This is a genomic window from Saccharicrinis aurantiacus (assembly GCF_001660705.2).
GTDB classification, from domain to species: domain Bacteria; phylum Bacteroidota; class Bacteroidia; order Bacteroidales; family Marinilabiliaceae; genus Saccharicrinis; species Saccharicrinis aurantiacus.
In genome coordinates, this window is record NZ_LYBV02000020.1 from 72519 (window position 1) to 84660 (window position 12142).

Annotated in this window: 10 protein-coding genes; 2 read left to right on the plus strand and 8 right to left on the minus strand. The window is 36.0% G+C overall.

Going from position 1 to position 12142, the window contains the following annotated elements; genetic code table 11:
- Positions 1 to 59: 59 nt before the first annotated feature.
- Together A8B35_RS07625 and A8B35_RS07630 are read left to right on the plus strand one after the other, a co-directional pair.
- Positions 60 to 680, plus strand: a complete 621-nt coding sequence (locus A8B35_RS07625) for a shikimate kinase (RefSeq protein WP_068472072.1) — start codon at positions 60 to 62, stop codon at positions 678 to 680.
- Between the two features lie 27 nt (positions 681 to 707).
- A complete protein-coding gene (locus A8B35_RS07630; protein ID WP_068472074.1) occupies positions 708 to 1457 on the plus strand; it encodes a hypothetical protein in 750 nt (249 codons plus the stop codon).
- Between the two features lie 162 nt (positions 1458 to 1619).
- Here the strand turns inward: A8B35_RS07630 and A8B35_RS07635 are convergent, their stop codons facing one another.
- The 8 genes from A8B35_RS07635 to A8B35_RS07670 form a co-directional block, all read right to left on the minus strand.
- On the minus strand, positions 1620 to 3932 hold the full coding sequence (locus A8B35_RS07635; RefSeq protein WP_068472076.1) for a DUF2357 domain-containing protein: 2313 nt from the start codon (positions 3930 to 3932) through the stop codon (positions 1620 to 1622).
- Positions 3933 to 3935: 3 nt separating this feature from the next.
- A complete protein-coding gene (locus A8B35_RS07640) occupies positions 3936 to 5696 on the minus strand; it encodes an McrB family protein (RefSeq protein ID WP_068472078.1) in 1761 nt (586 codons plus the stop codon).
- Between the two features lie 233 nt (positions 5697 to 5929).
- Positions 5930 to 6823 (minus strand): hypothetical protein, encoded by an 894-nt coding sequence (locus A8B35_RS07645; RefSeq protein ID WP_068472080.1) that lies wholly within the window; start codon positions 6821 to 6823, stop codon positions 5930 to 5932.
- A gap of 190 nt (positions 6824 to 7013) precedes the next feature.
- Positions 7014 to 7664, minus strand: a complete 651-nt coding sequence (locus A8B35_RS07650) for an AAA family ATPase (RefSeq protein ID WP_068472082.1) — start codon at positions 7662 to 7664, stop codon at positions 7014 to 7016.
- 559 nt (positions 7665 to 8223) lie between these two features.
- Positions 8224 to 8964 (minus strand): hypothetical protein, encoded by a 741-nt coding sequence (locus A8B35_RS07655; protein WP_068472084.1) that lies wholly within the window; start codon positions 8962 to 8964, stop codon positions 8224 to 8226.
- A gap of 12 nt (positions 8965 to 8976) precedes the next feature.
- Positions 8977 to 9285 (minus strand): helix-turn-helix domain-containing protein, encoded by a 309-nt coding sequence (locus A8B35_RS07660; RefSeq protein WP_068472294.1) that lies wholly within the window; start codon positions 9283 to 9285, stop codon positions 8977 to 8979.
- Positions 9286 to 9404: 119 nt separating this feature from the next.
- Positions 9405 to 10586, minus strand: coding sequence for a hypothetical protein (locus A8B35_RS07665; protein WP_068472086.1), 1182 nt, complete (start codon positions 10584 to 10586; stop codon positions 9405 to 9407).
- 81 nt (positions 10587 to 10667) lie between these two features.
- On the minus strand, positions 10668 to 11927 hold the full coding sequence (locus tag A8B35_RS07670) for a site-specific integrase (protein ID WP_068472088.1): 1260 nt from the start codon (positions 11925 to 11927) through the stop codon (positions 10668 to 10670).
- Positions 11928 to 12142 lie beyond the last annotated feature (215 nt).

The window sequence follows — 12142 nt, forward strand, 5'->3', positions numbered from 1 at the left end:
GCTATTGATTTATGAAAATACAATTGCTTTAATTAGTTTTGGATGAGAATAGAAGAAGTATGATAAGATACAATAAGACAGTGCTGGTTGGTATGCCAGGTTCAGGAAAAACAACACTGACAAACCTATTGGCTAAGCGACTGGATAAGAAGATTATCACTGGTGATCAGTACTATGATTATATACTACAAAATCCACAGTTGACTATATCCCGTTTGTTTTGTAAAGAAAGCAACTTAGGTAAGGATCAGTTTATCCCTTGTCTTGGCTCGGAAGAATTTATTAAAAACTATGGTGAACAGTTATTTAGGGATTTTGAGGCTTGTGTAAATATCGACTTACTGGAAAAAAATAGGCTGGGGAAAAGTTTATTGGATTTAGGAGGTAAGGTATTTATAAATACAGATGTGCGCAAAAAATTAAAAGAGCTAAACTACACCTCTGTATATTTGCATGTGGATAAAGATTCACTTTTGGAACGGCTTATAGTAAATGATAACTGGAAGAAACGCTCTGTATATCGAATTGCTGAAGAAGAAGGGTTTGGTTGGAAGACGCGTTTTTTAAAGGATTTTGAAGAACGGAATGTTTCCTATAAGATGGCAGATATTATCTATTCTATAAATAGCAGTGAGCTAGCTGAAAAAACATTATCGAATATTCTTAAACTTATAAAGTAAAGGTATTAACAACAATCCTTATGAACTATGAGATTTTTAACTACTATTATAGTAATTCATGTTTGTATACAAGCAGTTTGTTCTAGACCACTTAGTGGGTGGTACGATTTTGAAGGCAGCATTGGTGGTGTAAAAGTATCGCTTACACTATATCCGGATAATGAGGGTAAACTTAAGGGTAGTTACTACTATAATAAGTATGAAACTAAAATTGACCTAAGGGGAGAACTAGATGGTGGTGACCTAATTCTTGAAGAATCGATTAATCAAGAGATTACAGGTTTTTTTATTGGGACTGTGTCAGAACGTTTCTCATCAATAGAGGGTGAATGGATAAATGCCAATAGTGCTAAGTCACTTCCCTTTAAACTGAATTCAACAGGATATTATTACGGATCAAAAGAGTGTCGTTACTCGCCTGCTTTTTATGATACTACCGAGGAAGTAGAGCAGTTTGCCGCTGCCATAAAAAAAGCTATTGTGGATGAAGATTATAATTGGATTGCTGAAAACATAGCATACCCTATTACAGTGCATCTTGAAGGGACGAAAGAGCATACTATAAAGACTGCAGATGAGATGCTTCGGTATGCCGGTAAAATATTTTATTCTGAATTTATCGCATACATTAAAAAGCAAGTTACCATTAATATGTACTGTAAAACTGAGGGTGCCATGATAGGAGCAGGGATGATCTGGTTTTCGGGTTATTTTGATATGGATACTGAAAAATATAGTAAAAAAATAATAGCCATTAACAATGCAGATATATATTAGTAATGGTATTTTACTCCTATACTTTTTGATTTAGTTCAGCACCATTAGATGAATTTAAGATTACAATATTATTGGTTACATGTGTTAGGCAGGTTAAAGATTGGAAAAGCTGCTGTCGTTCTCATGACAGTGGCTTTTTTTTGTTTTATAGGATAATGAACATTATGGTTTTTTCTTTACTTGCATTAGTTCTGATAGTGTTGCTGTGAATGGTTTTGCTGCAGCATTTTTTGATTGATAGTTATTGAGTTTGCTAAATATCCAATGGTGTGCAGTAAGTTCTGGTTCGTCCACTTTTTCAATGTTTATTACCAAGTAACTTTTTTCGTATTCTTTTGGGTCTTTTGGGTCTTTTGCTTTTGGGTATCCTAACTTTTCAAGATTTCTTCGTGTGAATACTCTGGGTCCCTTGCTGGTGATTTTCCAAATGTCGTTGCTTGTTTTATCTTTATGGGTATGTAATAGTAGGTATCTTGCAGATACTGTTTCGGTATCTAATATCAGTGAGCCATTACCTGATCCCATTCTAAAATTATACTGACCTTTTTTTATCCAATCGTATTGTTCTTTTGTATTATAAAATCCTACTAAAACCTGAATATCATCCGGAATTAGATTGCGATTGTTACCGTACACTTCGGGTAAAAGATCGTTTACCTCATCACTTGATTTTGGTTTATCTTTATAAACATCAAATGTACGATAGGCTATCTTCTCGCGTTGAGATGCTCTATTGATAAAGTGATTGATTACTTCTAGAATAAAATTCTTTAGTTCACTAATGCCGTCGTCTGTTTTAGAAGGACGAACAGGAAAGGCTCCTAGTCCGGGTATAATTTCGTGAAAGCCTTTTTTGTTAATTGAGGTCTCACCTGGATAAAGAACATATGCCCCACCTGTTCTTCTGATTGCATCTTTGTAGGCATGCATCTTTAATAGGTCGGCATTTTTATAAATACCTTTGCGGTTATTTTCTTTTTCTGTGGTAAGATCGTCTTCTGAGGACTTATTGAGCATATCCGTTAGGTTGGCAATTTTATACTTGGCATCGAAATGAATATGTACAATGAGCTCTTGTGTTTCGGCTTCACTTTCGGAAATACCGAATGGCCAAAACGATAAGGTATAATCAGGGCGCATTGTTGTTGTCCAACTGCCTGATTGTGGGTAATTATTTTGCCCCCTGAAGGATCTGTTATAATTAAAACGGATATTTAATTTACGTGTGCCAGTATTATAAACTCCCCGTAATGCAGTATGTGCACCCTGTTTTAGTTGCAAACTCAAACCATCGGAGGTTTCCTTTATCAGTTCAGAAATATCTTTGGGTGTAATTTCGAAAGCCGACTCAAATAGATCGAGCAACTTAAAGAAAAGCCAATACTCATAAAGGGTAGCAATATCTTTCTTCCCTCCTTTGTAAATATCGTCTCCTCCTTCCCAAACCAATTTAGCCGCTAGGTCGAACATTAACCAAACTCGCAGTACTTCGCGATAGCCTTCTTTACGTTGTAGAACAGGACTGTTTAATTTTAAGGTATTTGGACGTGAAACCTCTTTAAATATGGTATGGTGTAAAAATGATTCTAGCTCTTTTTCAAGCTGATCTGATTCTTTCCATAAGCGTGAACCATATTTTGCAGACTTATTAATGTCTGAGGCAAACTTTAGGAAGCTTTCAAGCGCAAATTTAACGAACCTATTTTCGGCGGTATCAACAGTATCTACTTTTCGATTCGAAGACACTTTACCTGGTAAACTATTTAAGCCATAAGTTTGCAGATAATGCTTGTTAGATAATGGAGTTCTGTTGCTCCCTGCAATAAGTTCCTTGATATTGGAATTTTTAAATCGCCTGATATTTCTTATGTCTTTTTGCTCAGACTTCTCTTTCCATTGTGTAACGGGTGAGGAAACTATGCGATGTACAGATTCTGCAAATTCATCTGTTGCTAATATTGATTTTATGAAAGCAAACTTTTGATATAGGGTTTCATTGTCCTTTTCAAAGTCGGTTTCAAAATTCTGAGAAACGGGAGCGTTGGCTTGCATGAGCAAGTCGGTACATTTTTCAGTAATCAACTCCAACATATCACGATAATCATCACGGTATCCAGTTTTGACAGATTGTACTTCGACAAATATTTCTTCAGTAAAATCGGGTTCCGAGAGTTTCTTGATATATAGACCTAATGTACCTACATATATATTTGGAGAAATAGTACCCGTACATTGGTTGCGTTTATGCGGAACTACATGACTTTCTTTCTGCAAGGCATAGGCGCTTGCAAAATTATTATTGAGTAGAAAAGTATAGTCGTAGGAAAAGCCCTCCACTAATTGAAAACGTGCCTCTCCGTATTCTTCTGCATCTGAATCTTCGAATAATGTGTTTTCACATTTTGCGTCGATGCAAAGTTGAAGCCCCTCTTCTATGTGATTGAGGTTGATATTTACAAATGATTTATTTTCCATTGCTTAAGCTTCTGCATAACTGGCAAATCCATTTTCAATAGCTCCTTTGTACATTCTTGTGATTTTCTCGAGTGATATGGCGTATTTAATTCCATCTGACTCGAAATCGAAATCGTCTTTGGCGAAGATATCCTTTTCAATATTCTGAAATTTTTCTTTGTCTACGCAAAAGCTAGCTAGTGTAATGAGTACTGGGCATAACTTACGGCGTGAGCCGTGAAGCTTTGGTAATAGTTTTTGCATAATGGCTATATCAAGCTTTTGATTATTGCTTAAACTAGGATCAATTACCGTTAATTGATTAATGAGACGAACAATTTCTGTCGCACTGCGGTAACCAAATTCTGCACCTGTTTTTTTGAGTTGTTCAAAAAAGTTGATTAGCGTTTTATGGGTTTCGTTTAAATCTTGCTTTGTAAATTCCTTGTTTGCTGCTAGTGAGAGAAAACTTTTCGCCATGGATGCTCCCTTGGTTTGTAATTTACTCATATCAACATCTTGTTGATTGGCAAAGAACGACTCCATCTCGGTTTTTGTTACCCTAAATTCTATTGCATTTGCACGATCGAGTACTTTAGGACTGAACATATAAGTGGTTTCGTCGATATTAACGGTGCCAATAATGAATAAGTTATCGGGCAAACTCAAGGTTGCAGGTACGCCATGGCATTCTGCTCCTTCGGCATAAAGAGAAAGTTTACCTTTGGATTCCATAAGGCTTAAGAAATCGGCAAAGTAACGCTCCACATGACTTAGGTTCATTTCGTCTAGGATAAGGAAATGTGGTAAATCGGGATTGTTATTAGCACTAATAATAAGATCAAGTGCCCCATTATCGGGTTTTACATATTCGTCAGTTTTTAATGCGTTGGGGTAACCGAGCAAGGGCTCTCTGTTTGTCCAATCGGCACCAACGGGTACAATGCAATATTGACTCTCGTCTTGACAGATCCATTGGGTAAAAGCTTGTGCTAATTTTGTTTTTCCGGAACCGGAAAGGCCAGAGAGTATAACAAAGGGCTTGGTGAGTAAGGATGCAACGAAGCGGGTTAGTAGTGTTTTGCTAATTAATAATCCGGATGTTTGAATTCCCCTAATTAGCGAATCAATATCAAAAGAGATATCGGAATTTACATTACTATCATTTTTAGATAATTCACCAATATTTATAGGACGCATAACTTTATTGCTCAAAAACGATTTATAAGAATTTAGTGCTGCAGAGAAAAACCCTTTCTCTATATAGCTTTTGGTAGACAAATCATTAAATTCTCCATAGTCTTCTGAAGAGGCATTTGCTTTAACCCAAGCTATTATTAGTTCTATGTGTGAAGTTTGATAAACCGTATAAATATTTTCTAATTCAGCAATGTTCTGTTTTTTACTTTGTGGTATATATGTGTTTAAAATTTCAAGTGATCTTATATAAGACTGTGCCTTACCACTATTCTTTTTATTTTCTGAATTAATGTACTCTGCATATGCCTTTTCAAGATGTCTGGGCTTTTTAATTATCTGAAAGTCATTCTCCATTAATAAGCCAAAGCATGGTGTATTGAGTCCGCCCTCAAAAGAGGTTCTCTCTAACTCTTCATTATTTCTGAAATAGTTGGCATAGGAAACTATAAGCTTTGGAGGTAGTAATTCATTTTTATAGAATACATCGTAAGTTGTGGATTGGGCTCCTTTGGGAATTCCTTCTTCAATTATTTTATCGGCTGCCTTTATCAGATCAGCCTTTGTAATATTTTGAGGGATTTTCATTTCAATTTTGCTTAGTATTTGTTTGACTCCTTAAACCTATACGAAATTAAAAAAAACAATCACTAAACCACTATTTTAAAGAAAGACTGGTTGGTTTGAGTTTAGTTTTTAGGCTGAAGTGATTTGTAGGTTGGTTGTTTTGTATAAAGCTGTCATGCAGCTTGGGCGTCCAGTTAGATATGTTTTATTACCAAATAACTAACAGTAGCTTTTTAAATCATTGACTCTTGTTTTTAGTCAATTCCAAGTTCTTTGTTCTTCTCCCACTCTTTTTTACAGAAATCTATATATTCCTGCACTTCTTTTCGTTTTTCTTCTGGTAAGCATTGAATACAAGTTGGGTATTGAATTCCTTTGTAATGACTCTTACATTTTGGGCACAGCTCCATATTATTTAAGTCAAAGTTAGAGGCACATTTCTTACAAGCAGTAATTGTATCTTCAAAAGAAAGGTATTTAATATTGTCGTCTAAATAAAGTAGGAAAGCTTTTTTTTCAATTGTTTCAGATTCCATCTTCTTTAATTGTTCTCTTTGAAACCAATATTTAATATTTGCCAGCTTTTGTTTATTACGCCATTTGTCTTTTGTTATAAAGCACTTGTCTTGAACCTCGTACCTATATTCATCTTCAAAAAAAATAGTAATGAGTTCGTTCGCTGATTTGTACATTGGTTCTTCAAATTCAAGTTTACAAGTTGTGCACCTAAATTTCGGGATTTTTGTTACTCTCTTACTAGGTCTTTTATTTTTACAATTTGGGCAAGTTGGGACCGGCACATAATCGTGGTTTTTAAGCACATGTTCCGTAAATTCTGCTTTATTAATTTGGTAATTATTATCAATATAATTTTTAGTAAACTCTGTTGTTAACTCACGGGAATATTCTGAAAATTTCTTTGGATGAGATAGGTGTTGCAGAGTTAGTGTATCTTTACTACTACATATTTCACATTTCTCTTTAATGATCTTTACTCTTCTTTCTTTCCAATCTTTTGTATGCCACGAACGTTGTCCTTTCTTAAAGTCTTTCCAACATTCATTTTTCGCTTCCTCTATTCCAATCTCATTTTTTATGAGTTTGTTTTTTAATTCTATAAGTTCATTGTACGTTAACATTTTAATCATTACTTATGGATAATAATTTATTTTTCTCTTATTCGCAGTGTTCTTTTAGAGAAGTAATTATAATCATTATTTCGCACATTTGTCAGTGATGTGTTGCTTAGTTTTAATTCCAAATAACTTGTATGGCGCTTTGAGATTGCTTCTTAGTACCTCATCACAATGACGCAATAGCGTGGGATGCGAAAACAAATTACTTTCTTTTATCCGGTGCTTCCTTCGGAAAGGTGATTACATTCATCATTTCGCGCATGCGGCTTCGGACGCGTTGGCCGTAGAGTTTTTCGATGTCCTGGGCATTGAGATTGGTGGTGGCGTGGGTAATGAGGCGATTGTTGATGAAGAGATCATAACGACTGAGTAATACTTCGGCCAACACATTACACTCGGTACCGAAGTGCTTGATGTTGGATTCTGCTCCTAGATCGTCAAGGCATATGGTTTTGGGGATTCTTCGCCCAGGAACATTGGTGAAGCTTTTTTTGCTGTATCGGTGAATGGCTTCGAATCCATCTTTTTGAAATTCGAAGGTGATATCACGACATGCCTTGAGGGCATAGCGTTGGTGTGTCTGAAGTATAGTTTGCATGAGTTTCATCAATGCTGTTTTGCCACAGCCTACTGGTCCGATGAGGAGGATTCCCTTGCGGGGATCCATATTGTGTTGTTGGCAGCCACTATGGTCGTTAATGAAATAGACGAATAGTTTTTTGATGATGTGCATGTCTTCATCGTGCAAACGGAAATGTGAACCGTAGGTGAGCTTGCCTTGATTGGTGATGTGGGCAAGGGACTTTTGGAAGTCGTAGATGATGGTGTTGTTTTGGATGGTATAAAATTTCATTTTAGTGATAAGTGTTAAATGATAAGTTATAAATGGGATTTGCAGGTTCGTTTAGTATCAGGTATCAAGACACAAGTATCAAGATGATTTACAACTTGGTGTTTGCTCTAGCCGCAAGGCTTTTACATTTTAGCTCACGCTATTTTGTTTTGATTGGTGTTCGTGATTTACGCTTCGCTTCAATTGTCAACAGCAAAAAAAGTAAACAAAAAATGCCGCCACTGTATCGAAAAACTAAAGATTCGTTTCACTGTGCTAAATAAAAAGAACTCGTTTTACTCAAACAACTTTTTATTCTTAACGCTCCATTCACTAATCTTCTTAACGTTTTTAGACGCTAGGTGGGAAGAGTGCGTAGTTTAGTTTTCAGGCTGAAGACTGAAGTGATTTACAGCGTCGTTTAGTATCAGGTATCAAGACGCAAGTATCGAGATGACTTACTGCTTTAATTGATCGTGGCGCCTTGAGATTGCTGCTGCGTGCAATGACGCAATGGCGTGGGATTGTGGCTCAGAACAGCTATTGCTAACACGTGGGGACACGTGCACGAGCTCTTCCTTCAGAGGGGGTCATCGTAGTTGTTGGATGAGGGCGGTGGTGATATGGGTCGGAGTTTTGCTTTTTGGGTGCCGTTTGGGTTTTTATTTTGGTTTAGGAAGCGTTGTTGGGCTACTTCCTTGGCTTTGGTGGCGAACTTTTGAATATTGAGTATCCAATTGCGTGCGGATGCTTTCCAGTCTTTCATGGGTGATTTGCCTCCTACTAACCATCCGTTACTTTCGTAATGGTTGAAGAAGCGTTCGGCTTCGGAATCGGATTGTGCTTTTTGTTGGAAATAGATTTTGATGTGCTCTAAAGGCGGTGGTGTGAATGGTTGTTTTTTCATATCGGTATTTTCTTTTTGTTCTGCTCCATCAGAAATAGAAACTTCATTTTCTTTAATAGAGAGTGTATTGTTTATATGTTTATTAAAAGGTATCACTTTTGATACAGCGAGTGTACAGGTACCTGTATCAAAAGTGTACATGTCGACCTTACTTCCCAGACGTGCATCGAAGGATGGATGATAGCGTATAAAACCATACAACTGGAGCTCTTTAAGTATTTTTGAATAGGTATTTGGAGAACCGATTTTAGACATTTGCATCATCTCTAAACGGGTAATGGTTATGGGGTTCACAAATCGGTTCCGATTCCAAATTCTAAACAAAGCCAGGTAAAGGCTAATGTGTAATGGTTTTATTTTGGCATTGGCATCCATCAAAGCGAAAACGTGATTTTGATGCTTGATGTAGTTCATGTTTTCTTAGTATCAGGTATCCAGATGCAAGTATTCATTATTCGCTGGGTAATTCCCTGATTTATTGTCGGCCAATATTTTTTGGATTTCACTATGATCGTAGTATATCGTACCACCAATTTTGGTGTAAGGAAGAATGCCTGATACGCGTAGGTGTTGAAGTGTTCCTGGAGAGATGTTTAATAGCTCTTTAACCTCATAGGATTTGAGCCATTTTTTTTCTGTGCCACTAGCGTTCAGTTTGAGTAGTTTTTTAATTTCGTCTAAGAGCTCTATTTTGAATTCTCTTAGGTCGTCTGTTGTGATTACTTCTAATGCCATAATTTTTGATTGATATTGATTTGTGACAAAGGAAAATAGAATATCAATACAAAAACAGTGGTAGGGGGTGGTACCACCCCCGAACCACCCCATGATTATCAGTCACTTATATGGGGTAATTATTTTTTCATACTATCTGCATTAAACGATTTGTAGAGGTTTAGTATCAAATCTTTTACCACTTGCGCGGAGTTATCATCAATATTATAATACTTCTTATAAAGGCTCTTTTCTGAGACTTGAGAACTGGATGTTGAGCTAAGTATTTGTGAAAACATCTGCAGGGTGTGCTTCTTGGTTTTACCTTGAATAACATTGGCTTCGATAAATTGTCGCAACAGACATGCTAATTGTGGAACAGAAAGGTTGGTTTTAATTTTGTGCTTTATTGGTTTGTGATCTACTTTGTTGGGTATTGGAGTAGATACCATATTCATTTTATAGACATTGTATTTTAATTCTTGTTGTACCCATTTTAATACGTTTGATTTTAAAGATTTGTATTTATTAGAGTATTGCTCGGTGGTACACTGCGGTAATTGTTGGATTCTTGTTTCATATTTCTTTAGTTTATTGATTTTGCTTTGAAGTGAATTTTCTTCCTCCAAACGCTTTGTCATTTTATCTGTAATAAAAGTATAGCAGGGCGGATAGTTGTAATTGTAAACCAGAAAGGTTTTTATTAACTCTTTAAACAGCTGATCCTTCTCAGTATATCTATACAACACTTTTTTAAGCTTGGTAGCTAAGGTATTTAGGTAAGTTATTCTATTGTCAGTAAACTTATTATTCTCACAATCATTTAGTTGAATGAATGGCTTTAATGAAATTTGTAAATCGTTATAGTACTGGTTGTTAATGATTAACCAATTTTTATCAATTACACTCTTACTCAGCTCGCGTTCTACGATAATATTGGGCAACTTTAATTTTGCATCAAAGTAGTTTGGAAATCGGCTTTTGATAAAGTCAAATAGCTTTATCAATATTTCGAGATGGGGGTTCTTTATTAAATCAGCACACAGTGTTTTATACTTACAATTGCTTTGGCTGTTAAAGAGATTATTTAATGTATCAATAATGCTCAGTTGTAGTACTCTCATTTGCTGCTTTACATTCCCAGTATTGTCATTCTGCAATACGTAATCAAGAATCAATTTTTTCCAAAATGAAATACCGGGAATGTAGTTGTGTAACTGCGTTTCGTAATCTTTGGTCTTCAATAATAAGTAAAAATTACAAGCATTATTTACACATGATGAGCAAGTTAGTTCTTCTAAGTGATGTAATAATTTAATCATATTGAGTTTGGCTTTGTACAAACGTTATACAACTAAATTAATATTATCACATAAATATTGTATCGATTCGTTACACTTTAACTAGTGTTTAACCTTCTGATAATTATTTTCTTCAGACTTATTATTGAGCCTATTTCTAAGTTCTTTCATATCATCACTAATCTTATTTTCTACTACTCGTGCGTAGATTTGTGTTGTTGAAAGCTTGGTGTGGCCTAGCATCCTGCTTACCGTTTCAATAGGTACTCCATTACTTAGGGTTATGGTAGTGGCAAAAGTATGTCGCGCTAAGTGGAAGGTGAGGTTTTTATGGATGTCGCAGCGATCGGCAATTTCCTTTAAATAGCTATTGATTTTTTGATTTGAGATGGAAGGAAAAATTGTTCCTCTATGCACCGCTTTGGGATGCTCTCGATATTTATTAACGATGCTTAAGGCTTCTGGGAGCAGGGGGATGCTATAGGTCTCGTGTGTTTTTTGTCTCTCATTTTTTATCCAATTTTCACCATCAATTCCTAACACAATATTATCGGGCTTTAGTTGGTGCATGTCGATATAGGACAAGCCAGTGTAACAGGCAAAAATAAATAGGTCGCGTACCAATTGTAGGCGCTCCATTCGGAGCTTTTTGGTCATAATAACCTTGACTTCTAAATCGGTTAGGAATCCTCTGTTCACTTTGGTATAGGATATTTTGAAACGATCATATGGGTTCTTTTTAATCCAATCGAGTTTATGGGCCAGGTTAATAAGTTTTTTGAGTTTTGTGAGGTGTTTCATTACTGTATTGTTGCTCATCTTTCGTTGGTGATCGACAGGTTGGAAGGCTCTTAAAAAGGCCTCAAACTCGGTTAGGAATTTGAAATCGATTTGATCGATGTAGATTTCATCTATTGATTTAGATTGCTCCATAAATAGGTATAGGTAGCGCCTCAGGGTTTTATATTGCTTAAAGGTGGCTTCGCTAAGTATGTCGGCTTGTGTCTGATTATGATAATCGATGAGGTAGCTCAAGGTCTTGCGATCGTTAGATTTCCCTTGGAATATGTTCTTGATGATTTGTGGAGAGGATATCTTTTTAGACAATACTAATTCACGATGTATCTCGGTGATTCGTGCTCGAACTTGTTCGATATAGAGGTTCGATTTTCTGAAGTCGGGATAGCTTGAATTGAGCCTTTCTTTGGATGGCATCCATGCGCCTATAGGTATATTCTTTACTACGGAGAATTCAGTACGTACTCCATCTACTGTAATCCTGCAGCAGATGGTCACTTTCTGTTTATTTCCTTTAATTACTCGTGGAGTAAAAATAACGCTAAATGTTGTTGTTGGTGTCATGCTATTTGTTTTTGATTGTGAATAATTGCTTCAATTCGGTGTGTTTTTACTCACCTTTTAGCATTAAAATTCAATCAATATCAATCAAAAAAAACGGCCTCATTTCGGATTTTGACCTCTGTAACACATTGTATTTGTGTTGTTAAGGCTTCCATTCGGGAATCAAATGTAATGATAAAAAATGATTCCCGAATTACTCCCGATTGAATTCAATA

What these genes read in the sequence shown, in the direction of transcription:
- A8B35_RS07650 (WP_068472082.1), bottom strand. Translation starts at nt 7,664, where the DNA reads ATGAAATTTTATACCATCCAAAACAACACCATCATCTACGACTTCCAA.
- A8B35_RS07670 (WP_068472088.1), bottom strand. Translation starts at nt 11,927, where the DNA reads ATGACACCAACAACAACATTTAGCGTTATTTTTACTCCACGAGTAATT.
- A8B35_RS07640 (WP_068472078.1), bottom strand. Translation starts at nt 5,696, where the DNA reads ATGAAAATCCCTCAAAATATTACAAAGGCTGATCTGATAAAGGCAGCC.
- A8B35_RS07660 (WP_068472294.1), bottom strand. Translation starts at nt 9,285, where the DNA reads ATGGCATTAGAAGTAATCACAACAGACGACCTAAGAGAATTCAAAATA.
- A8B35_RS07635 (WP_068472076.1), bottom strand. Translation starts at nt 3,932, where the DNA reads ATGGAAAATAAATCATTTGTAAATATCAACCTCAATCACATAGAAGAG.
- A8B35_RS07665 (WP_068472086.1), bottom strand. Translation starts at nt 10,586, where the DNA reads ATGATTAAATTATTACATCACTTAGAAGAACTAACTTGCTCATCATGT.
- A8B35_RS07625 (WP_068472072.1), top strand. Translation starts at nt 60, where the DNA reads ATGATAAGATACAATAAGACAGTGCTGGTTGGTATGCCAGGTTCAGGA.
- A8B35_RS07655 (WP_068472084.1), bottom strand. Translation starts at nt 8,964, where the DNA reads ATGAACTACATCAAGCATCAAAATCACGTTTTCGCTTTGATGGATGCC.
- A8B35_RS07630 (WP_068472074.1), top strand. Translation starts at nt 708, where the DNA reads ATGAGATTTTTAACTACTATTATAGTAATTCATGTTTGTATACAAGCA.
- A8B35_RS07645 (WP_068472080.1), bottom strand. Translation starts at nt 6,823, where the DNA reads ATGATTAAAATGTTAACGTACAATGAACTTATAGAATTAAAAAACAAA.